Source organism: uncultured Coprobacter sp., from assembly GCF_947855755.1.
In the GTDB taxonomy this organism is placed as follows: Bacteria; Bacteroidota; Bacteroidia; order Bacteroidales; family Coprobacteraceae; genus Coprobacter.
The window spans coordinates 96,516-121,008 of record NZ_CANUAR010000002.1; the positions used below are offsets into that span (position 1 = coordinate 96,516).

General features: G+C 38.1%; 18 protein-coding genes. 11 read left to right on the top strand and 7 right to left on the bottom strand.

Annotated elements, in window-relative coordinates; all coding sequences use genetic code 11:
- Nucleotides 1-10: 10 nt before the first annotated feature.
- Nucleotides 11-655, bottom strand: a complete 645-nt coding sequence (locus Q0093_RS02115) for a LysE family transporter (protein WP_294176049.1) — start codon at nucleotides 653-655, stop codon at nucleotides 11-13.
- Between the two features lie 278 nt (nucleotides 656-933).
- Here Q0093_RS02115 and purL point away from each other — a divergent pair, with 278 nt between their 5' ends.
- From purL to Q0093_RS02130, 3 genes are all read left to right on the top strand, one after another.
- Nucleotides 934-4,629, top strand: a complete 3,696-nt coding sequence (purL, locus tag Q0093_RS02120; RefSeq protein WP_297928285.1) for a phosphoribosylformylglycinamidine synthase — start codon at nucleotides 934-936, stop codon at nucleotides 4,627-4,629.
- 101 nt (nucleotides 4,630-4,730) lie between these two features.
- A complete protein-coding gene (locus Q0093_RS02125; RefSeq protein ID WP_294176052.1) occupies nucleotides 4,731-6,134 on the top strand; it encodes an amidophosphoribosyltransferase in 1,404 nt (467 codons plus the stop codon).
- A 205-nt stretch (nucleotides 6,135-6,339) separates the two neighbouring features.
- Nucleotides 6,340-7,557 carry a glycosyltransferase 87 family protein gene (locus Q0093_RS02130; protein ID WP_297928286.1) on the top strand — a complete coding sequence of 406 codons (1,218 nt, stop codon included), beginning with the start codon at nucleotides 6,340-6,342 and terminating at the stop codon, nucleotides 7,555-7,557.
- A gap of 17 nt (nucleotides 7,558-7,574) precedes the next feature.
- On the opposite strand, the gene Q0093_RS02135 is transcribed toward Q0093_RS02130, so the two are convergent.
- Nucleotides 7,575-7,916, bottom strand: a complete 342-nt coding sequence (locus Q0093_RS02135; protein ID WP_022599413.1) for a cupin domain-containing protein — start codon at nucleotides 7,914-7,916, stop codon at nucleotides 7,575-7,577.
- 238 nt (nucleotides 7,917-8,154) lie between these two features.
- Here Q0093_RS02135 and Q0093_RS02140 point away from each other — a divergent pair, with 238 nt between their 5' ends.
- The 7 genes from Q0093_RS02140 to Q0093_RS02170 all read left to right on the top strand — a co-directional run bounded on the left by Q0093_RS02140 (nucleotide 8,155) and on the right by Q0093_RS02170 (nucleotide 15,754).
- Nucleotides 8,155-9,030: an electron transfer flavoprotein subunit beta/FixA family protein gene (locus tag Q0093_RS02140; RefSeq protein WP_297928287.1), complete on the top strand. Its 876-nt coding sequence runs from the start codon at nucleotides 8,155-8,157 to the stop codon at nucleotides 9,028-9,030.
- 48 nt (nucleotides 9,031-9,078) lie between these two features.
- The gene (locus Q0093_RS02145) at nucleotides 9,079-10,098 is read left to right on the top strand and encodes an electron transfer flavoprotein subunit alpha/FixB family protein (protein ID WP_294176058.1); all 1,020 of its coding nucleotides are present in this window, start codon (nucleotides 9,079-9,081) and stop codon (nucleotides 10,096-10,098) included.
- A gap of 13 nt (nucleotides 10,099-10,111) precedes the next feature.
- Nucleotides 10,112-10,861, top strand: a complete 750-nt coding sequence (locus tag Q0093_RS02150) for a TonB family protein (RefSeq protein WP_294176059.1) — start codon at nucleotides 10,112-10,114, stop codon at nucleotides 10,859-10,861.
- Between the two features lie 46 nt (nucleotides 10,862-10,907).
- Nucleotides 10,908-12,614 carry an acyl-CoA dehydrogenase family protein gene (locus Q0093_RS02155; RefSeq protein ID WP_297928288.1) on the top strand — a complete coding sequence of 569 codons (1,707 nt, stop codon included), beginning with the start codon at nucleotides 10,908-10,910 and terminating at the stop codon, nucleotides 12,612-12,614.
- A 117-nt stretch (nucleotides 12,615-12,731) separates the two neighbouring features.
- Nucleotides 12,732-13,325, top strand: a complete 594-nt coding sequence (locus Q0093_RS02160; RefSeq protein WP_297928289.1) for a WG repeat-containing protein — start codon at nucleotides 12,732-12,734, stop codon at nucleotides 13,323-13,325.
- 221 nt (nucleotides 13,326-13,546) lie between these two features.
- On the top strand, nucleotides 13,547-15,070 hold the full coding sequence (locus tag Q0093_RS02165) for a family 43 glycosylhydrolase (RefSeq protein ID WP_297928290.1): 1,524 nt from the start codon (nucleotides 13,547-13,549) through the stop codon (nucleotides 15,068-15,070).
- Nucleotides 15,071-15,121: 51 nt separating this feature from the next.
- Entirely contained in the window at nucleotides 15,122-15,754 is a 633-nt protein-coding gene (locus tag Q0093_RS02170) for a chloramphenicol acetyltransferase (protein ID WP_297928291.1), read from the top strand.
- 4 nt (nucleotides 15,755-15,758) lie between these two features.
- Here Q0093_RS02170 and araJ read toward each other — a convergent pair whose 3' ends face one another.
- The 5 genes from araJ to Q0093_RS02195 all read right to left on the bottom strand — a co-directional run bounded on the left by araJ (nucleotide 15,759) and on the right by Q0093_RS02195 (nucleotide 20,780).
- The gene (gene araJ / locus Q0093_RS02175) at nucleotides 15,759-16,922 is read right to left on the bottom strand and encodes an MFS transporter AraJ (RefSeq protein ID WP_297305441.1); all 1,164 of its coding nucleotides are present in this window, start codon (nucleotides 16,920-16,922) and stop codon (nucleotides 15,759-15,761) included.
- A gap of 175 nt (nucleotides 16,923-17,097) precedes the next feature.
- A complete protein-coding gene (locus tag Q0093_RS02180; RefSeq protein WP_297928292.1) occupies nucleotides 17,098-17,937 on the bottom strand; it encodes a patatin family protein in 840 nt (279 codons plus the stop codon).
- Between the two features lie 118 nt (nucleotides 17,938-18,055).
- On the bottom strand, nucleotides 18,056-19,537 hold the full coding sequence (gene proS / locus Q0093_RS02185) for a proline--tRNA ligase (RefSeq protein ID WP_297928293.1): 1,482 nt from the start codon (nucleotides 19,535-19,537) through the stop codon (nucleotides 18,056-18,058).
- 115 nt (nucleotides 19,538-19,652) lie between these two features.
- On the bottom strand, nucleotides 19,653-20,363 hold the full coding sequence (locus Q0093_RS02190) for an OmpA family protein (protein WP_294176072.1): 711 nt from the start codon (nucleotides 20,361-20,363) through the stop codon (nucleotides 19,653-19,655).
- A 96-nt stretch (nucleotides 20,364-20,459) separates the two neighbouring features.
- Nucleotides 20,460-20,780: a hypothetical protein gene (locus tag Q0093_RS02195; RefSeq protein ID WP_009316818.1), complete on the bottom strand. Its 321-nt coding sequence runs from the start codon at nucleotides 20,778-20,780 to the stop codon at nucleotides 20,460-20,462.
- A gap of 301 nt (nucleotides 20,781-21,081) precedes the next feature.
- Between Q0093_RS02195 and Q0093_RS02200 the strand changes: the two genes are divergently transcribed.
- Nucleotides 21,082-24,351 carry a discoidin domain-containing protein gene (locus Q0093_RS02200; RefSeq protein ID WP_297928294.1) on the top strand — a complete coding sequence of 1,090 codons (3,270 nt, stop codon included), beginning with the start codon at nucleotides 21,082-21,084 and terminating at the stop codon, nucleotides 24,349-24,351.
- Nucleotides 24,352-24,493: the final 142 nt, after the last annotated feature.

Consider the following 24,493-nt stretch of genomic DNA (forward strand, 5'->3'; position numbering starts at 1 on the left):
GTAAAAAAAATTAATGATTGAAATATCCTGACATACCCATAAAACAACCCACTAAAGACATGATAATAATAACGCCTCCAATACAGCGGTTAATCAACCATAAGCTACGCAAATTGAAACGAGTACGCACCTTATTTATAAAAAACGTTATTGTAAACCACCATGAAACAGCTCCTATAATAATAGAGATATAGCCGAGAATATAGTGGTATAAAGTAGATTCGGGAACAAAGAAATTAAGTCGGGCGAACAATCCTATAAACAGAAACAGTATCAACGGATTTGACAATGTAAGGAAGAACGCCGTCACAAAATCTTGCGTAAAAGTATTTTTATTAGCACTTTGTTTTTTGATATTCTTTGCAGGATTTTGACGATACAGATAAGCCCCGAATCCGGCCAACACGAGACTTCCCAATATTTGTATCAAATACTCATTCGTCTCTATAAAATCTATCACAATAGACATGCCGAGACCTGTCAATACCGCATAACCCAAATCCGAAACGGAAGCGCCCAGCCCGGTAACAAAGCCCGACCACCGTCCTTTATTCAAAGTGCGTTGTATGCATAACACTCCGATAGGTCCCATGGGTGCCGATACCAAAATACCGATAGCTAAACCTCTTATAATCGTATATAATACCAAATCCACTATTCCCCTATTTACAGTTAATCTGTTTCCGAAATGCAAATATAAGTCATAAATGTTACATTTCCGTCAATTGTTTTGGCTTTATTGTTTTAAAGAACGCAGCTTTTGATTAATTTTGCAGACGAAATCTGAGAAAGGATAATATCTCTTTTTTATATTTCGGATGCAAAGTGCGAACATTTTTCAAAATATCTTATCAGGAAAAAGATAAGAGAATTAAAGATATTATCAAGAACAATAATAACAGTCAAAATAATTCATAATTTAAATAGACTATAATGGTTCTTTTTTTCAAAACACCTTCCCGGAATGTGATAGCAGTCGATACCGATCACACTCTTTCGTCCCATGAAACAGAGAAACTGAGCTGGCTTTTCAGTGAGGCCGAAGTACTAAACGACAAAATTATTGACGGCTGGTTCGTCGGACCTCGCAAAGAAATGATTACCCCATGGAGTACCAATGCTGTGGAAATTACTCAAAATATGGGATTAAAAGGAATAACCCGCATCGAAGAATATTTCCCTGTAAAAAACGAAAAGGCTGATCACGACCCGATGCTCCAACGAATGTATAACGGACTAAACCAGTCTATTTTTGAGATAAACAAATTGCCCGATCCTATCGTCTATATAGACGATATCGCTTCATACAGCAAACAGGAGGGGCTTGCACTGAGCGAAGACGAAATAAATTATTTGAACGATTTAGGGGGAAAAATAGGACGTAAACTTACCGACAGTGAAGTATTCGGATTTTCCCAAGTCAACTCAGAACATTGCCGGCATAAAATATTCAACGGTGTTTTTATTATTGATGGACAAGAAAAAGAAAGTTCTTTATTTAAATTAATAAAAAAAACATCCGAAGAAAATCCGAACAAATTAGTATCGGCATATAAGGACAACGTTGCTTTTAACGAAGGACCGGTAATCGAACAATTCGCTCCGGCATCACAAGACAAGCCCGATTTTTTTGAAATTAAAGATATAAAAACCGTTATTTCCCTAAAAGCGGAAACACATAATTTCCCGACTACCGTAGAACCGTTTAACGGAGCTGCAACCGGAACAGGTGGAGAAATACGCGACCGATTAGGCGGCGGAAAAGCGAGTTTGCCCATTGCCGGCACAGCAGTATATATGACCTCATATCCCAGAACGGAAAAGGGGCGCGAATGGGAAAAGAAAGCCATGCCTGAGCGGAAATGGCTTTACCAAACTCCTGAACAAATTTTAGTAAAAGCATCAAATGGAGCATCGGATTTCGGGAACAAATTCGGACAGCCGATGATCTGCGGATCGCTTCTTACCTTTGAGCATGCCGAAAACTATAAAAAATTTGCATACGACAAAGTTATCATGTTAGCAGGCGGTGTTGGTTTCGGAACTATGCGAGATGCTCTCAAAGGAACTCCTAAGCCCGGTGAGAAAGTCGTCGTTATGGGCGGAGATAATTACCGTATCGGAATGGGGGGCGGAGCTGTATCGTCTGTAGAAACCGGTGTATATGCCAATGCAATCGAGCTAAATGCCATACAACGCGCTAATCCTGAAATGCAGAAACGTGTATCGAATGTGGTTCGCGCACTTGCAGAGTCGGACAATAACCCTATTGTTTCGATTCATGATCATGGAGCTGGAGGGCATTTAAATGCCTTGTCGGAACTGGTAGAAACGACGGGTGGTAAAATCGAAATGGATAAATTACCTATAGGAGATCCTACCCTATCCGCAAAAGAAATCGTCGGAAACGAAAGTCAGGAACGCATGGGAATGCTTATCGGTGAAAAAGACATCGAACATGTTCGAAAGATCGCAGACCGTGAACGTGCCCCTATGTATGTCGTGGGAGAAACCACCGGGGATATGCGTTTTGTCTTTGAACAAAAAGACGGAATAAAACCGATAGATCTCGCCATGGAAGATATGTTCGGCAAAGCGCCTCGCACTTTTATGAAAGATCACACGGTTGAAGAGAATTATCAGGACGTTGCCTACGAAACCGGAAAGATACATGAATATCTGGAAAATGTATTACAGCTTGAAGCGGTAGCTTGCAAAGATTGGCTGACCAATAAAGTAGATCGCTCTGTAACCGGCAAAGTAGCCCGCCAACAATGTCAGGGAGAAATACAATTACCTCTCAGCGATTGTGGCGTAGTGGCTTTAGATTATCGAGGGCAATCGGGTATCGCCACTTCTATCGGACATGCACCGCAAGCAGCCATGATCGACCCGGCTGCCGGTTCTATACTTGCCGTATCGGAAGCTCTTACCAACATCGTATGGGCACCAATGACGGAAGGATTGAAAAGTGTCTCATTAAGTGCCAACTGGATGTGGCCATGTAAAAATGAAGGTGAAGATGCTCGTCTATATAAAGCAGTGGAGGCTTGCAGTCAATTTGCTTGTGATCTGGGAATCAACATTCCCACAGGAAAAGACAGTCTGTCTATGACACAAAAATACGGTGACGAAAAAGTTTTCGCTCCGGGAACTGTTATCATCTCGGCAGGAGGTGAAGTGTCGGACATAAAGAAAGTCGTTTCTCCTGTACTCATTCTCGATCGCAATACGGCTATTTACTATATAGATTTCTCATTCGATAATTTTCAACTCGGAGGATCGGCTTTTGCACAATCGCTCGGAAAAATCGGTAAAACAGCACCTACCGTAAAAGATTCAGAATATTTCGCTTCAGCATTCAATACAATACAAGAATTAATCGAGAAAGACCTTATTCTGGCAGGTCATGATATTTCGGCCGGCGGTATGATTACTGCCTTGCTCGAAATGAATTTCGGAAATTCGGAAGGCGGTTTGGATGTAAATCTCGATAAAATCGCAGAAAAAGATATTATAAAAATCCTTTTCAGTGAAAATCCGGGAGTTTTGATTCAGGTAAAAGACAAGGATAGCGTCGAAAAGATTCTGCAAAATAACGGTATCGGATTTTCTAAAATCGGACGGCCTTGCAAAGAACGTCACATTCTGGTCAAGAAAGACAATGCAGAATATCAGTTCGGAATCGATTACTTGCGTGACGTATGGTTTTCTTCCTCTTATCTGCTCGATCGCAAGCAAAGCGGAGAAAAATCTGCTGCCGCACGATTCAACAATTACAAGGAACAACCTTTACAAATTAAATTTAATGACGATTTCACCGGAAAAATGGCACAATACGGAATCAGTGCCGACCGCAGAAAACCGAGCGGCATAAAAGCAGCCATTATTCGAGAGAAAGGCGTAAACGGAGATCGGGAAATGGCATATTCTCTCTATTTAGCCGGATTCGACGTTAAAGATGTTCACATGACCGATCTGATCAGCGGACGAGAAACACTCGAAGATATAAACATGATCGTCTATTGCGGAGGTTTTTCCAATTCGGATGTATTAGGTTCTGCCAAAGGCTGGGCTGGAGGATTCCTTTGGAATGAAAAGGCCAAAGCCTCTTTGGACAAATTCTATACACGCAAGGATACTCTAAGTTTAGGTATCTGTAACGGTTGTCAGCTCATGGTAGAATTGGGGCTATTGACTCCGGATCACGAAAAGAAACCCAAAATGCGACATAATGATTCACATAAATTCGAGTCCGAATTTACCAGTTTGACTATCCCTGAAAATAATTCGGTAATGTTCGGGTCTCTGTCAGGCAGCAAATTAGGAGTATGGGTAGCCCATGGAGAGGGAAAATTCGAATTACCTTATGATATCGACAAATATAATGTCATAGCAAAATACAGCTATGATGCTTATCCGGCTAATCCGAACGGGTCACCTTTTGCTGTCGCAGGTATCGCAACAAACGACGGACGGCACTTGGCTATGATGCCTCATCTCGAACGTGCGATTTTCCCATGGCAATGGGGATATTATCCGACTAAACGTAAAAACGAAGATCAGGTGACCCCTTGGATAGAGGCATTCGTAAATGCCCGCAAATGGGTAGAACAGCATAAAAAATAATAATGCTATAACGGGAGCGCACGGGTATATACCGAACGTTCCCGTTCTTTTTAACGTCAATACATCACATCTACAACTAAGTATTATATTCAATAAACAATATGGGCGGTTTTTTTGGAACTATAAAAAAAGAAAATTGTGTAGCCGACCTCTTTTATGGGGTAGATTACAATTCTCACATGGGAACAAAGCGTGGAGGTATGGTAACTTTGAATAACGGAAATTTCACTCGCTCGATTCATAATATCGAGAATTCTTATTTCCGTACAAAATTCGAGGCTGATCTTCCCTCTTTTTCAGGAAATTCAGGAATAGGCGTTATCAGCGATACCGATGCTCAACCGATTATCATCAATTCTCATTTAGGAAAGTTTGCCGTAGTGACAGTTGCCAAAGTAACTAATCTACCGGAGCTCGAAAAGGAACTTTTGGCAAAAGGAAACCATTTTTGCGAACATAGTAACGGCATTACCAATCAATCGGAATTAGTTGCTATGCTTATTATCGAAGGTAAAACTTTTGTCGAAGGGATAGAGAATGTCTATAATCGATTGAAAGGTTCTTGTTCGATGCTTCTTCTTACAGAAAACGGAATTATTGCGGCACGAGATAAATATGGCCGAACTCCTATCATGATAGGAAAGGGAAAAAACTGCTATGCAGTATCATCCGAAACCTGCAGTTTTCCGAATCTGGGTTATGAAATGGATTATAATATAGGACCGGGAGAAATCGTTCAAATCACAGCCGATGGTTTTACACAATTGCGAAAACCTAATAAAAAAATGCAAATATGTTCTTTCCTTTGGGTATATTACGGTTATCCCGTATGCGAATATGAAGGGAAGAATGTTGACGAGATGCGTTTCGACTGCGGTGTGGAAATGGGTAAAAATGATGATATCGATGCAGATTTCGTATCAGGTATTCCCGACTCCGGAGTAGGTATGTCTTTGGGATATGCCGTCGGAAAACAAATTCCATATAAAAGAGCGATCGTTAAATATACTCCGACATGGCCGAGAAGTTTTACTCCTCCTACACAAGAAATGCGAGAACTGGTAGCAAAAATGAAGCTGATTCCTAACAAAAAATTATTGAAAGATAAAAAGGTCGTTTTTTGTGATGACTCTATTGTCAGGGGAACTCAACTTCATGACAATGTAAATGATTTATATCGTTATGGAGCTAAAGAGGTACACATGCGCATCAGTTGTCCTCCGTTAATCTATCCTTGTAAATTTCTGAACTTTACAGGATCAAAATCGGAGTTGGAACTCATCACACGAAGGGTTATAAAAAATCTTGAAGGAGATTGTTCTAAAAATCTCCCGGCTTATGCAACTACAAATTCTCCCCAGTATTGCAAAATGGTGGACTGCATTCGAAAAGATCTGAATATTACGACTTTGAAATTCAATCCATTGGAAACGCTCGTTAAATCGATAGGTTTACCTAAAGAATGTATTTGTACGCACTGCTTCGACGGAAGTAGTTATGAATAATAACCGATTAAAAAAACGATGTGCCCCTAAAAGTTCGATGAAAACTTTTAGGGGCACTTTATTTTTTATATTATAACAATCTCATTTCTATAAACATGCAATCCCAGAAAATATTATAAAATAATCAAACAAGGTTTTTTATTTCTTTAAATATATAATATATATTTGCATTACATTGTTTTTTAGGATATTCAAGTAATGCATTATGGATCAAAGTAAAATCAAAAAAATATTCACAGGACTTACTTTTTTATTAGCTTGTACCTGGATCATACTATTGTTTGCAGATCCCTCACACCAACTTCATGTATTTTTTCTGAAATTAGATAATTTCTTTGCCGATTTCTATAATACGCTAATCTATATTGCCGATAAGAACCCGTATTATAATGAATTGAACGGTACTTGTAACAAAAATTATTTACCGTTCTCTTACATGATCTTATATCCGTTTACTTTGCTTACCAACTACTCTTCAATATCGCTCGAAGATTGTTGGAATTCTCAAATAGCCGTATTGAGCTGCTTTTTCTTTACATTACTCTCGCTTTTCCTATTATTTCATTCTCTATATCTTTTGTGTAAAAAATATAAATGTTCTCCGATCATATTGTTTATCATATTTTTTTCATCTATCAATCTTTACACTTTGGAGCGTGGAAACGAAATTATGATCTCAGCAGCTTGCATCAATTACTTCGTATATGTGAAAGATCAAAACGAAAAAAAATGGTATGGAATAATTTGTCTGGCTATCGCCTCCGTTTTAAAAATATTTCCAGCTATATTCAGCTTATATTATTTATACAAGAAAGATTACAAAACATTTTTCCAATATGCAATTCTTACTTTATTATTAATATTTTTACCTTTCTTGTTTTTTAAAAACGGATTCGGAAATATCGGTCAATTATATGAAAATGTAAAAGAACAAACAGCCATTTACGGAATGTCGTTTTCGGTATATCGGTTTGGGATCATTCCTTTATTTCTACAATTAGGAAAAACATTGAACATAGAAAATCAATCTATACTTTACGAAACGGGTAAATATCTAACTTATATCTTGGGATTGCTTTCCACAGGATTATTCTTTAAAACCAAATCTTCTTTAATACGTTTTAGTTTAGCGGCTATGATTTGTGTATTAGTTCCCCAGCAAGCATTTGTTTACAACGGTATCTATATTTTTCCGTTATTGATCATGTTATTATCCGCAAACAGCAAATTATCCAGTATAGAGACCTGCTTAGCTCTGTTTTTATTTATTTGGATACTATTACCTGTTCAGTTAAACAAATTCACTCCTAAAATCAATAACATAGGCATGATATTAATGTGGGTATTATTTATTTCGATAGCCATACGACAATATCTACTAAACAAGAAAAATAATTTAAACTCCTCGTCAAAAGAACGATAAAAAGTTTGCCCCAATAATCATTTTATAAAATCTTCCCGCATAGGAGTAAATGTATCGATTAAAATACCGGTCTCTATACATTTGCAACTATGCAATATTCCCGAGCGCATATAAACGCCATCTCCGGCACGAACAATCTCGGTTTCACCTCCTACGGTAAATTCAAATATTCCGCTTACAACATACGTAGCCTGAGTATGCGGATGTGTATGAGGTGCACCTTCCGCTCCTGTTTCGAACTTAACCTTAACCATCATCATATTCTTATTATAAGCCATAATCTGACGGATGACTCCAACTCCGGCACTCTCCCACTCTGTTGTATTCTCAAACTGAAAACTATCGCTCTCCTGTTTCATAAATCATATTTTTACGATTCAAAGATAATAAAACAGATATGAATCAAACAACAGTAACAAGCACAAAAGCCTATCTAAAAAAATTGCTTTTATCCTTAAGAATTCGTTCGGAACATCTTTCGGAACATCAAATTTTCAATAAAAATACTTGTCAGATTAACAGCTTTCAGTAAATTTGTGGAGCGTTGAAAAATGCTTTTTAGATAACAATATTTCAAATCTAATATCTCTATCAATTATGAGTTTAAAAATTATTGTACTTGCCAAACAAGTACCGGATACGAGAAATGTAGGTAAAGATGCCATGAAAGCCGACGGAACGGTAAATCGAGCAGCATTACCCGCTATTTTTAATCCAGAAGACCTGAATGCACTCGAACAGGCTCTGCAATTAAAAGAACAGCACCCCGGATCAACCGTCTCATTACTGACTATGGGACCTCCTCGCGCCGCCGACATTATTCGAGAAGGCTTGTTCAGAGGAGCTGATGGCGGAGTATTACTTACCGACCGGGCATTCGCCGGTGCTGATACATTAGCAACATCTTATGCATTGGCTTGCGCCGTCAAGAAAATGAAAGACTACGATATTATTATCGGAGGCCGTCAAGCAATTGACGGGGACACAGCCCAAGTAGGTCCTCAAGTCGCAGAAAAACTTGGTTTGCCACAAATTACTTATGCAGAAAAAATCTTAAAAGTTCAGGACGGCAAAATACAAGTCAAAAGACGTCTGGAAAGAGGTGTCGAAGTTGTAGAAGCCAAATATCCGGTAGTTATAACCGTTAATGGAAGTGCAGATGATTGCCGTCCGCGCAATGCAAAACTGATACAGCGGTATAAATATGCCAAGACCATAAGTGAAAGACAAAATCAGGATAATGACTATTTCAGCAATTTATACGAAAACCGCCCTTATCTGAATCTAACGGAATGGAGTGTGTCCGACGTCGATGCAGACTTGAATCAAGTAGGACTGGCAGGATCTCCGACAAAGGTAAAACAAATCGAGAATGTCGTTTTTCAGGCTAAAGAAAGTAAAAAATTATCCGGAAACGACACAGAAATAGATGAACTCATGAAAGAGTTAATAGTAAACCACACAATCGGATAATAATCAGATACGTGATAAAAAATCATTAACTCTCCAAAAGAAAATCGTATGAATAACTTATTTGTATATTGCGAAATAGAAGACGGCATCATCGCCGATGTAAGCTTGGAATTGCTTACTAAAGGCCGTTCGTTGGCCAATCAATTGAATTGTAAACTTGAGGCTCTCGTTATCGGAAACAATTTAGACGGAGTAGAAAAACAAATTTTTCCATACGGAGCTGATACGGTTTATCTTGTCGATGACAAAAGGCTTTATCCTTATACGTCACAACCTCATGCATCTGTTCTTATTAACCTGTTTAAAGAAAAAAAACCTCAAATTTGCCTTATGGGTGCAACCAGCATCGGTCGGGATTTAGGGCCTCGTGTTTCTTCAGCCTTGCACAGCGGATTGACAGCAGATTGTACTGCTCTCGAAATAGGATCTCACGAAGATAAAAAAGCAGGAAAATCTTACGAAAATTTATTATACCAAATCCGCCCGGCTTTCGGTGGAAATATCGTCGCAACCATCGTTAATCCGGAGTGTCGTCCTCAAATGGCAACAGTTCGCGAAGGAGTAATGAAAAAAGAGATCGTTTCTCCTACATATAAAGGCGAAGTAGTTAAGCTGGATGCGTCCAAATATGTTTCGGATGAGGATTTTGTTGTTTCTGTAATTGAACGGCAGATAGAAAAATCAAAAGTCAATATCAAAAGTGCACCGATTATCGTTGCCGGAGGTTATGGAGTAGGATCAAAAGAAAATTTCAAATTGCTTTATGATCTCGCTGCTACTATCGGTGCAGAAGTAGGAGCTTCACGTGCCGCTGTCGATGCAGGCTATGCAGAGCATGAACGGCAAATCGGCCAAACAGGGGTTACCGTACGTCCGAAATTGTATATCGCTTGTGGCATCTCCGGACAAATACAACATATAGCCGGCATGCAAGACAGTTCTATGATCATCGCAATCAATAATGATCCGAATGCGCCGATCAATACGATAGCAGACTATGTAATTACCGGAACAGTAGAAGATATTCTTCCGAAAATGATCAAATATTATAAGAAGAATAGTAAATAAATCATCTTTTATCATGAAAGTCCGTCTTTTACCCATTATAGCAATCTTCTTCGCTTCTCCAATATTTGCACAGGATACAATTTTTATCGATAAAAATTATCGGTGGTGTCCTAAAAATAAGGCTGTAGAATTTGCTATCGCCCACTGGGAAATAGGTAAAAAAGTCGTAAATTTCTATACTATGGAAGGAATTCCTACATGGACTGCAGAATATGCACTTTATGAAGAAGACCGACGCATAAGAAACGGGAAAGCCGTCTTACTTTTTCCTAATGGCAAAATACACAAAATAAATCATTGGAAAATGAACCAACAAGACGGTGAACAAATTATCTATTATGAAAATGGTAATCTGAAAGAAAAAGAAATTTACCATAACGGAACTTTCATTTCTGGTGAGTACTATGATAAAGAAGGGGAAAAAATTCCTTTTTCAGAAGTTTTCAAACTTCCAGAATATCCTGATGGAAATAAAGCTTTGTCTCAATTTGTGAAGAAAAATATACGATATCCTCGAAAATCTTTATTTAAATATTCCGAAGGAAAAGTCGTACTTACAATTTTCATCGACAAAGAAGGGCATATCACGAATTTCAGAATTAAAGACCATGCTGAAAAAGAAATGGATGAAGAAGCCGTGCGATTAGCGAGAAAACTGATGAAACAGTCTGCAAAGAATCCTTGGATTCCGGCAACAAAATATGGAGAACCTCGAAAAAGCAGTCTTAACATCCCAATCGTTTTTTATTTCAACGAAAACTAATTTTCTTTATCATAGATAATAACAAAACAAAACAATTAAAAAGAATATGGCTAATTTTTATTTAGATAACAGTGACCTTAAACATCACTTGAACCACCCGCTAATGAAGCGTTTGGTAGCTCTTAAAGAACGGAACTATACTGATGCCGAAAAATATGACTATGCTCCTATCGATTTTGAAGACGCTATGGACAGTTATGAAAAAGTTCTTGAAATCGCCGGTGAAATATGCGGAGACATCGTTGCTCCTAATGCTGAAAGTGTAGATCATGAAGGCCCTCAAGTTATAAACGGACGGGTTAAATATGCTTCCGGAACAGAAAAGAATCTGGACGCCCTTGTAAAAGCCGGTTTAATGGGCATTTCTATCCCTCGCCGATACAACGGATTGAATTTTTCTCTTGTACCGTATATCATGGCAGCCGATATGGTAAGTCGCGCTGATGCTGGATTTGTTAATATTTGGGGATTGCAAGATTGTGCTGAGACTATCTACGAATTTGCTAACGAAGAACAAAAACAGAAATATCTCCCTCGTGTCTGTGCCGGAGAAACTATGGCTATGGACTTGACCGAGCCGGATGCTGGTTCAGATCTTCAAGCTGTTATGTTAAAAGCAACTTACAGTGAAAAAGACGGATGCTGGTATTTGAATGGTGTAAAACGATTCATTACAAATGGAGACGGACATATAGCCCTTGTTCTGGCTCGTTCGGAAGAGGGAACTAAAGACGGTCGTGGATTATCAATGTTTATATACGATAAAAATGATGGTGGCGTAACCGTTCGACGCATAGAAAACAAAATGGGAATCAAGGGTTCTCCTACTTGTGAACTGGTATTCAAAAATGCCAAAGCCGAACTTTGCGGAGATCGTAAAATGGGGTTGATCAAATATGTCATGGCATTGATGAACGGTGCTCGTCTGGGAATTGCAGCACAATCGGTCGGAGTATCTGAAGCAGCCTATCGAGAAGCTCTTACCTATGCGCAAGAACGGCGACAGTTCGGTAAAGCAATCATCGAATTCCCTGCTGTTTATGAAATGTTATCGCTGATGAAAGCAAAACTCGATGCATCACGTTCACTACTTTATGAGACAACCCGTTTTGTGGATATGTATAAGGTTTATGAAGATATTTCAAAAGAACGTAAACTCGAAAAAGAGGAACGTGACGAAATGAAGAAATATCAAAGACAAGCAGATGCTTTCACCCCTCTTGCCAAAGGAATGAGCAGTGAATTCTGTAATCAGAATGCTTATGACTGCGTACAGATACACGGAGGTTCGGGATTCATGAAAGACTATGCTTGTGAACGCATTTACCGAGATGCACGTATTACTTCTATTTATGAAGGGACAACACAACTGCAAGTCGTCGCTGCCATTCGTCACGTAACTACCGGAACATTCCTTAACATGATGAAATTTTATGAACAGGAAACAATCTGTCCGGAACTAATTCCTTTACAAAACCGGTTAAAAGCCATGACTGAAATTTATGAAAAAACAGTGGCTTCGGTTGTCGAAACTAAAGACAACGAATATATTGATTTTCATGCACGTCGCATGGTAGAAATGGCCGGTCACATCATTATGGGACATTTATTGCTATTAGATACGACCCGATGCGATTCATTCCGCAATTCAGCAGAAGTATATATTCATTTCGGAGAAGCTGAAGTAAAAAAACTGGCTGAATTTATCAATAAATTCAATGTTGAAGATTTAGAATTTTATCGCAAAGGATAATCTCCTTACAAAAATCCAGAAGAGGCTGTCTCAAAATACAATTTGAGATGGCCTCTTTTTCTTATATTTGTAACCCAACATAGTTTATCAAGAGAAAACGATAAAGTATATCTTATTATGAAATATTACATCGGGCTTTTTATCTTATTGTTATTTATCGGATGTATATCAAATAAATGTTATACAGTCTATCAGATTGATAATGGTGAAGACTATATACAAGACGGAATGCGTCGCATTGTAGATAGGCGGGGGCGTATAGGATATATAGATGAAAAGGGGACAATTATCATTAAACCTCAATTTGCTTTTGGTTTTCCTTTTAAAAATGGAAGAGCGAAAGTTACAAATAAAGGAGAAAAAAAAGTAGTACCAAATTCTAAAGGGGAATATCATTATTGGGAGAGTGATAAATGGTTCTATATAGATAAGACTGGAGCACTACTTCCTCAATTCAGTGTTATGGAATGGATACCAACGCAAATTATAGATGATAAAGAAAATAGACAATATCGAATTGGTTTTATAGGATTAGCCCGATGGTTCTATTTGCCTTATGATAACTCTAATGATTGGATGATGATAAAGATAAAGGATGCTATCAAAAATATTACGATGATAGAGGTCACTCTGTTAAACAAGAATACCATTATAGCTGTTAAACACAGCTATAAAGAACGACCAAGCAACCTTATTATAACAAATCCTTGATTACAAAATATGCCCAAAATTTTGTTCTTTTAAGTGATTGTTTTATTTTTGTAGTTAGAAGAGTTATTAGACAGCATAACAATTCAAAACACTGAAATTCGCACGGTCGCTAAATCGTTACCTTTTATTTTTCAAATAATTCACTAAAAGTTTATTTATCATCGGTTAAGTCTAACCGATGAAAATCTAAAATAATAATTCACCACACAAACTACACACACATGAAAAAATTATTACTATTATTCGCTTGTATATCATGCATTCATTTTACATCAGGACAGCGAGTCGAAACATACAATAATCCGGTAATTCGGGGCGATCTGGCCGACCCTACGATTATCAGAATCGGCAACACTTATTATGCGACAGGGACATCCTCAGAATGGGCTCCGTATTATCCGATGTTTAAGTCAAACGACTTGATCAACTGGAAACAGACCGGACATATATTCAATAAACAACCCGAATGGACACTCTCTTCGTTCTGGGCTCCCGAATTGTTTTACCATAATAACAAAGTTTATGTTTATTATACTGCTCGAGATAAGAACAGCGTTTCGTATATAGGTGTTGCGACTTCCGATGATCCGGAAAAAGAGTTTACGGATCATGGATTATTAGTCAAGTTCGGAAAAGAAGCTATCGACGCTTTTGTCATGGAAGATAACGGAGATTTATATATCACTTGGAAAGCTTACGGTCTTGACAAACGCCCGATAGAATTATTGTGTAACAAAATGTCTAAAGACGGATTACGGCTCGAAGGAGAACCTTTTACCCTTCTACGGGATGACGACCACACTTTAATGGAAGGTCAATATTGGTTTAAAAAAGGCGACTACTATTACTTAATGTATGCAACGAATAACTGTTGCGGTCCTAAAAGCGATTATCAGGTTTATGTCGCCCGCTCAAAAACACTAAAAGGCCCTTATGAGAAATATGAGGGTAACCCGATTCTTACAGGAAGTAACGACATTCTTTCTTGTGGACACGGTACTGTGACGACAACTCCGGATGGACGCATGTTTTATCTTTGTCATGCTTATTTAAATGGAGCGGGATTTTTTACAGGAAGGCAGCCTATTTTATTAGAGCTGACCATAGATAAAGATCAATGGCTTCGATTCAAGTCTGGAGATATAGCTCAACTTCAACAACCCGTACCATTTCCCGGAACAAAGCAAAAAATCATAAACGAATTTCGTGACAATTTCAAAAGTAAAAAACTTAAAAATGACTGGTGCTGGAATTACCTCTATTCAGATATAGATACAAAAACAGGTAATGGATATCTATTGCTCAGCGGTACTCAAAAAAATAACAGTCAAAACGGAACTGCCTTATGTGTACGATCCATAAAACCGAATTATTCATTTGAAACCCAAGTAACAAACTCGAACAAAAGTTTGAAAGGCCTTACTTTTTATGGCGATGACAAAAATCTGGTTATATTGGGATACCAAAATAACGAGTTAATTTTAAAGGAAGTAAAAGACGGAAAAGAAAATATCATAAGAAAAATGAATTTACCGACAAATAAACCTTATCTGAAAATAAAAATAACAGAAGGATGCAATTGTTCTTTTTTCTGGAGTAAGAATCAAAAAGATTGGCATATAATAAATACAGACAAGAACGGATATAACCAATTAGATCGCTGGGACAGAGTCGCCCGTCCCGGACTTATTCATTGCGGAGAATCTGATCAACCTGCTGAATTTTCATATTTCATTATTCAATAATGATATTAAGGTCCTTTCTAAAATATACAATAAAAATACGGATTTGAAAAAATGAAACAAATTATCGACATAAACTCTTGGAATAGAAAAGAACATTTTTATTTCTTTTCAAAACTCGATGATCCTTTCTGGGGTATTACTACAACCGTTGATTTTACCAAAATCTATTTGCTGAGCAAAGAATTAGAAAAACCTTTTTTTCTTTATTCTATACATTTTCTATTAAAATGTATCAATGATATAGATGCTTTTAAACTGCGAATAGAAGGTGAAAATGTCGTAAAATACGATAAAATCAATATTTCTCCCACAATCGGAAGAGAAGACGGAACTTTCGGATTCGCTTTTTTCGAATATAGTACAGACTTCAATATTTTTATGCAAAACGCTGGGAAAGAGATAAACAGAGTAAAAAATAGCACTGGATTATCTTTCTCTGAAAATACAGGAAGAAAAGATCTCATACGCTATTCAGCTTTACCTTGGTTTGCTTTTTCCGACATGAAACACGCAGATTCTATCAGGACCGGAGATTCTGTACCTAAAATTTCTACGGGAAAATTAATACAAGAAAAAAAGAAATATACTCTTCCTATCTCTATCAGTGCACACCATGGACTTGCGGATGGTCGTGATGCAGCTCTTCTTATACAAAAAATAATCGATATTCAATCTTCTCTATGAATTGTCAGGATAAAGACGAAACTTTCAGAGACTCGTATTTCTTGAAAAAGATCGTCAACAAAATAAAACCGCATAAGGCAAAAGGAGCTCCGATCAGTGCCGGATATTGGTAACCCATATTCACCTGCAAGGGCAATCCGCCGCAGTAAGCTCCGATAGCATTCCCCAAATTGAATGCGACTTGGACACTTGCCGCCCCCAACATTTCTCCCCCCTTAGAATAACGAATCAGCAATACTTGCTGCGGACTTGAAACGGCAAATAGACCGGCAGTACAAAGGCACATTAAAAGGACTGACAACCAAGGAACTTTTGCAAAAAAGAAAATCATGAGCAATACAATGCATATACTCCCCTGTGCAAAAGCCGCTACCCTTCCCGGTGTATATTTATCAGACATCTTTCCTCCTGTCAAATTACCCACGACCATACCAAATCCGGCAAGAACCATAAAGAATGTAATGGAATGAGGCGAAAATCCTGAAACATGTGTCAACAAAGGGTTTACATAACTATACCAACAAAACACTCCTCCATTTCCCAGCATAGTCGCACCTAATAATAACCATGGTGCTGGAGACTTAAGAAAACGAAATTGTCCTTTCAACCCCGTATCCGGCAAGTTCTCGACTTGAGGAACCCACCGCCAAATATAATACATAATAATAACGCTCCATGCTCCTACCAAAAGGAAAGTCAACCGCCAAGATATCGACGCGCTCAAAGACGTCCCCAAAGGAACTCCAAACAAATTTGCAATAGTCATTCCCGCAATCATAATAGAAACCGCTTCCGATCCCTTTCCTTTATCTGCCAACTTTTCAGCTACTATAGACGCAACACCGAAATAAGCTCCATGCGGTAATCCGGATATAAAACGAGCAACAAGCATCACCCAATAATTCGGAGCTAAAGATGCACATATATTTCCTATCATAACAATTGCAACCAAGCCCATCAAAATACGTTTCAAAGGAAATTTTCTTGCCAAAATAAGCATCGGTGCACCAACACATACTCCTAATGCATAGGCAGATATTAAATGTCCTGCCGTTGCAATACTTATGTGCAAATTTTTTGCGACATCCGGTAATATTCCCATCATTACAAATTCAGCAATCCCCAAACCTAAAGTACCGAATGCCAATGCTATAAGACTTTTTTTCATATCTCTAAAATTTTTTCAGTCGGCAAAATTAAAACATTATCGTAACATACGGATTTCTTTAATCGTTTTTTTACACTCATTTTTAGAGCTTGCCTAAATCTTTCAATAAGAAAATTTTATAATCCGGACATTTCGAACAAAGCCTCTAAAATGCCTGAACAAAGTTAACACAGACTCATAAATTAATACCTGAAAAAACCGACTCTGCACATTGATAGCCCTCTTCATACAAATCGGTCAATTTTTTTATATTCTGTTCTATCCTACCGACTTCCAACGGCTTCTGAGGACGTATAACAATTGCCCGACTATTTTTCTCCATCGATTCAATCTCGTCCATCGCCTTATTATATTCACACATACGATGGCAAAGCCGATTTCTTAATGCTGGATATTTACGATAAAAAAATGAAGGGAGTTTCATTTCTTTTTCATCTTTCCTATATCCTTTATTACGTGTCAAGACCAAAACCATCCGATCATACCCATCTTCGCAAGCTTTTCGAAAAGGTACAGGATCACAAATTCCTCCATCCAACATAGGTTTACCATCTATCCATACAATCGGAGAAACAAACGGCAAGCTACTGGAAGCCCGACATATCTGCAACAGTCTTTTCGGAGATCGTTTTTCTTCAAAGTATTCGGCTTTTCCGGTTTTGCAATTCGAAGTAACCATAATAAAATGATCCGGTGATGCAAAATAGGTATCAAAATCATAGGGAAGAACCTTATTGGGCATCTCATCAAATAAAAAGTCCATATTCAATATGCTTTTATTACTCAAAAAAAATTTAGGACTTATATAATGATACTTATCCAATAAGTCTATATTCGAAATTTTAGCTCGTCCCCGTTGTCTCGACGCATACGATAATCCATTACAAGCTCCTGCCGATACACCTATCGTATATGGGAAATAGATATTTTTATCCATAAGATAATCTAAAACTCCGGAAGTAAAGACTCCTCTCATTCCACCACCCTCTAAAACTAAAGCCCAATCACTAATCATAATATTTTTTGTGTTAGAACAACCAAAAATAATAAAAGTTTCGTTTTACTATATCAATGATAAAAAAATAAGGAAACCTTTTCCAAAGTTTCCTTATTGACTGCTATACCGTCTGTTTTTAATATGCACGGGCAAATAAAACTCGTCGAACAGAAGGCTTACCAGTTACCATACAAACACCGGGCGTTGTATCTCCGTCAAAAGGAATACAGCGTATCGTCGCCTTAGTTTCTTCTTTAATGCGAGCTTCCGTTTCTGGCGTTCCATCCCAATGAGCAAGAATGAAACCGCCTTCCTCGATCTTTTCTTTAAATTCATCATAAGAATCGACCTCGACAATATGTTTAGCACGATAATCAAAAGCTTTTTTATAAATATTAGACTGAATTTCATCTAATAATTTCTTCACATACAATTCGATATTATCGCAAGAAACAGTTTCTTTCTCCAACGTATCCCGGCGCATTACCTCCATTGTATTGTTTTCAAGGTCTCGTCCTCCCATAACCAAACGAACAGGCACTCCCTTCAATTCATAATCGGCAAATTTAAATCCGGGACGTTTATTGTCGGCATTGTCATATTTGACCGATATTCCCAATTCTTTTAATTTAGTCACAATACCAGCAACTTTTTCATCAATGACAGCCAGTTGCTCCATATTTTTATAAATAGGAACTATTACGACCTGAATCGGAGCTAACTTGGGAGGCAATACCAATCCGTTATCATCAGAATGAGACATAATCAAAGCCCCCATCAAACGAGTAGAAACTCCCCATGAAGTCGCCCAAACATAATCTAATTTATTATTTTTATCAACAAACTGCACATCAAAAGCTTTTGCAAAATTTTGTCCGAGAAAATGAGATGTTCCCGATTGCAGAGCTTTACCGTCTTGCATCAAGGCTTCGATAGTATAGGTATCCAAAGCACCGGCAAACCGTTCATTTGCCGACTTAACCCCCTTTATTACCGGCATAGCCATATAGTTTTCAGCAAAATCGGCATACACATTCAACATCCGTTGAGCCTCTGCCTCCGCTTCCTCACGAGTAGCATGAGCCGTATGTCCTTCTTGCCAAAGAAACTCTGCCGTACGCAAGAATAGTCTTGTACGCATCTCCCAACGCATTACATTCGCCCACTGATTGCAAAGAATCGGCAAATCACGATAAGACTGTATCCAATTTTTATAAGTGCTCCAAATAATCGTCTCAGAGGTAGGACGTATGATCAACTCCTCTTCCAACTTTGCAGCGGGATCGACAATAACTCCAGAACCATCCTCAGCATTTTTTAACCGATAATGAGTCACAACCGCACATTCTTTGGCAAAACCTTCGACATGTTCCGCCTCACGGCTTAAATAAGATTTAGGGATCAATAACGGGAAATAGGCATTAACATGTCCGGTTTCCTTAAACATATCATCCAACTGACGTTGCATTTTCTCCCATATTGCATATCCGTAAGGTTTTATAACCATACATCCTCTTACTGCCGATTGTTCCGCCAAATCGGCTTTCACTACCAAATCATTATACCATTGAGAATAATTTTCACTGCGTTTTGTCAGGTCTTTCAGTTCTTTTGCCATGTATTTATGATATTTTTATAATCCTAATTTTGATTTCGAGATGCAAAATTATAAAAAAGCGGAATTATTTCATGCTTTTACTATTGAAAATCAATATAGCAATGCACATTTATAACTAATATGTAATCTTTCCTTTTCCTGCCAACTTTAACAAAGCCTCACCCGGGACAAGATAAATTTCCATACGCCGATTTTCGGTTCTATTGGCATCCGATGTATTCGGCATTACAGGATCAGAATTCCCCATACCATACGGAACAATATAATCCGATACTCCTCCATGTTCTTGTAACCACCCGGCTACTGCACGTGCTCGAGATTCGGATAGCTTACGTGTATAAGCGTCACTGCCTGTATCATCGGTATATGCCGCCAACAAAATATGATAATAATCGGGATTCTCTACATACTTGACAAACGGACGCAAAATTAGTTCTGCTCTATCCCACAAAAGCGTATCATTAGGTTGAAAAAGTTGATCCATCGGGATAACGACCTTTATAACTTCTCCTTTACGAGGTGTAGATAATTGGGCATGCTTTATCCGGCTCAAACGACGTACTTCTTGAGACAAAGCGGTTTTTAAATTATTAATAGCCGAACTTGCCGGTAGTGGTATTTTTATGTTTTCTTCTAAAGTGAGCTCATGAAGGTTTATATGCACCTCATCTTTCTTTTCTTTCTTCGTAAAAAAACGTTTTCCTGAATCTATCCAACGGGATATACGACTTTTCTCTTTTACGGGTTGAGTATCCTGTGCCTTTATAGAAAAAGGACAAGATAGCAATAAAGTCAACAAATATATAATATAAATCTTGGTTCTCATTAAAAACAAGCTATGCGGTACTGGAGATAAACTCTCACAAAAAAACGGAAAGATATACAAATATCATTCCTTTTCATACAATCATAAAAGTAACAATCATTCGAACATTCCTATGGAATCGCAATATTCAAGTTCTCCCTGAACTACCATAGAGACATCATCCGCATCAAACCGTGTAAATCCGTTTTTACGAGCATTCGTTATCACATACTCGGTCAGTTCATCTTCTATGATATCGACTTCACTATCATTGTTTTCGTCCATATATCCTTTACTTTCGTAAAATTCATATATCAGATCGATTACATAGTTGATATCATCATCAGAAAACTTAGAAGCGACTTCTCCAGGAAGAAAATTCCGAATAAATTTCACGGCGTCATCTTCGTCATATTGCAAATCATCTTGTTGGCTCATAAAGATAAATTTATAAAGTTTATCGGGTAAAAGTAAGCAACCTTATCGGCATATCCAAACTCATACACTCTTTTTTGAGTATTTTAAAAATAGAGGAAATAAAAACAAATTAATTCCCTCCTATAAACAAATATTAATTCTCAATTAATAATAAATCAAGCGATAAAATAAGTATGTAAAATTATTTTTGTTAAAACTTAATTTTAAGAGCCCATTTAAATCTCATAAAAATACTTTTTAACGATTTGCTCCACTTTCAATAAATTGTCAAACAGATTCTAAACTTGAAAATAAAATAGAAATGAAGAGAAAAATTTGCACCTGTTTTCTTATGACAGTCATAGGCCTGAGTTCGCTGTACGCCCAAAATTGGCGGCTCATAAAACCCACCTACCCGACAAAAGACGCTTTCGTAGCGGGATACTCGGTTACAGACTTCGGAGCGAAAGGCGATGGCATAACAGACGATACCGAAAGTTTCCAGAAAGGGCTTAACAGCCTAACCAATGTCGGTCCATCGAAAGTCAATGGAGGAATACTATTTGTACCAGCCGGAAAATATGTCATCAAAGGAAATCTCAATATTCCTAAAGGAGTGACAATTCGCGGTGAATGGAAAAAACCGGAAAAAGGGCAACCGATAGAAGGGACTATTCTTATGGCATACGCAGGACGAGGAGATGAGAATGCTACCCCGTTGATTACAATGGAGCCGGCAGCCGGAGTTATGGACTTAGCTATATGGTATCCGGAACAAACTCCGGATAATATCGTACCCTACCCCGCTTCTATCGTGATGGGTAAGCCCAAACATTTCGGAAATGAATATTGTAATGTTAAAAATATTACATTAATCAATTCCTATATCGGTATTGCAATCTCCCGAGTAAACGGAGGAGGATGTCCGGTCTTTTATGACATATACGGAAGTCCTTTATCTATCGGTATAGAAATCGACTACATCGCAGATGTAGGACGTATAGATCGCGTAGATTTTTCTCCGGCTTATTGGTGCGGATCGGGGCTTCCCGGCTCTCCAACAGCAGGTGGATCATTCGATAAATGGATTTACGAAAACGGAACTGGTATCATGATGCGTAAAAACGACTGGTCATATACTACCAACGTCACTGTAGAAGGTTATAAAGTAGGGTTCAACGCAGCTCCATCGATTACGAATGAAGGGTCTAAGCCCAACGGACAAAATTACCAATTGAAAGTTATCGGTTGTAAAACGGGTATCCAATGCGATGCTATTGCCAACTCAGGAATACAATTTACACGAAGCATCATAAAAAACTGTGAAAACGGTGTAGTCGTAAATAAAGGCACTGCAGGTGCATTGCATTTTCATACTTGCGAAATAGATGCAACTCAAAACGCTTTTGTCACAGATGCAGAAAGCTCTACCCGTATTATGATTCTTCAAAATCAAATTCAAAAGGGGAATGTCAATATCAATGGGGCTATTTTGACTTTTATCGACTGCGATTTTTATAATCCCGCACCACAAATCGTTCTCGGAAGAAATGCCAGAAGCATAATTACGGGAAATCGTTTCAAAGAAAACGTAAATATAGAGAATCATTCTTTATTGGAATGTATTATAGACCACACTCCTGTTTCATTGGAAAAACTTCCGGAATTTCCCATGGCAATGTTAGAAAATCAAAAACAAAAACCGGACAGAGAATATTTGTACCTGGCAACAGACCCTGAATTCGGTGCAAATCCTGACGGGAATACCGATAACACTCAAGCTATACAAAAGGCTTTAGATAAAGCTGCTGCTGAAGGTGGAGGAATCGTTTATCTTCCACCGGGAAAATACAAAGTATTAGGAAATCTGAACATTCCTTCAGGAGTAGAACTAAAAGGTGCTTTGGATAACAGCTCTGCTCCTGTCGGACCCGGAAGTATTTTACAAGTATATTCAGGGAAAGGAAATTTAAACGCCCAGCCTTTTATGACAATGAAAGAAAATAGCGGATTAAGAGGTGTCGTATTCGACTATCCTGAACAAAAAACCTCAGACCTTCCCAATCCTATCGCCTATCCGTACTGCGTTCAAGTACAAGGAAAGGATGTATATATTGTCAATGTCGGCATTCGAGCTGCTTATCAAGGTTTCGATTTATTTACATATAAATGTGATAACCACTATATTGATTATATTTCGGGACATTCGCTAAAAACCGGAATAAAAGTAGGTGGAGGATCGGAAAACGGAAAAATCTGCAATCTACAATATAATCTCATCGTCTATGCTTGCGGTTACCAAACAAAATTCGGCAGTTTCAGCAATTCCATAGAAGCTTATAAAGATATGGTATATACCTATGGTTATGAGAACTTCGACTTTTTAGTGGTTGAAAATTGCAAAGACGAATGGTTATACAATAACTTCGCTTTTGGTGCTCAACGCGGATTATTGTTCACCGGCGATAACACCGAAAACGCTTCGAACGGTATAAGTGTAGGAATGGCGATAGACGGAGCAAGAAGAGCATATTGTTTCGATGCATTAAACAGTAAAGGGTTCGACTTTATTAATAATCAGATTGTATCTACGGGAGAACCGAATACTCGATATATCGAAACAACAGCAAACTTTATCGGAAGAGTAACTTTACATAACTCCGACTATTGGGGCAGCGCTCTACAAGGGGTACAAGTGGAAAACGGGACAGTCAATCTGATTGCAGCCAGCTTCGTACAACCGGGAAAAGACAGATTTGCCAATATTATCGGAGGTAAGTTGAATATTACGGCATCTCACATTACACTGAAAGACCCGCTATTGAACTCAGACAACGAGTCCCGATTTTCAGCCCAATCTTCCATTTTGGACGGAAAAGGAATAACGACTTCAAAATGTGAACTCTGGAAAAATAACATGAGTAACACTCCGACATTGGCGATACCACAGTCCAGTGTACTGGACAGAACAGGCTGGATCGCCTCCGGCTCAAAAAACAGCAACAGTGCCAATAATGCCATAGATGGAAAAGAGGATACCCGATGGACCAGCGGTTCTCAAAAAGAACCGGGAGACTGGTTTAAAGTAGATATGCGAAACAAGCAAAAATTCAATCTCATCATTCTCGACACGACAGGCAGCCCCAATGATACTCCGGCAAAATATGAACTGTATGTCTCTGATGACGACCTTGACTGGGGAGAACCTATCGCAACAGGAGAAGGTAGCAGCATGATGACGATCATCAGTATTCCTACACAAAATGCCCGCTATTTTAAAGTTGTACAAACGGGTAATACGAAAACCAACTATTGGTCGATACACGAAGCATATGTCATTAACGATGATTATGAAAATGCCGTAAAATCGACTTCTCAAAAGGACTCGAACATTTTTTATGCTAACGGTAATATTTGTTTAAAAGGATTTTCCGGAAAATCAGAAATAAACATATTTCGAATAAACGGAGAAAAAGTTTTCTCTTGCCAATCGGAATCACGACAAGTGCAAGTTCCGATGGAACAAGGAATATATGTTGTTCATGTCAACAATCAAAATCATAGTTTCTGTAAGAAAGTAGTTGTTCAATAAATCTTTTATCAAAACTCGTTCGATTTAATATCAATATAATATTTTATCACGTGAAAAAGAATAGGGATATCTCCGTTATACATGGGAATATCCTTATTTTTTCTTTAAAATAAGCATTTGCATCTTTCTACAATTAATTTCG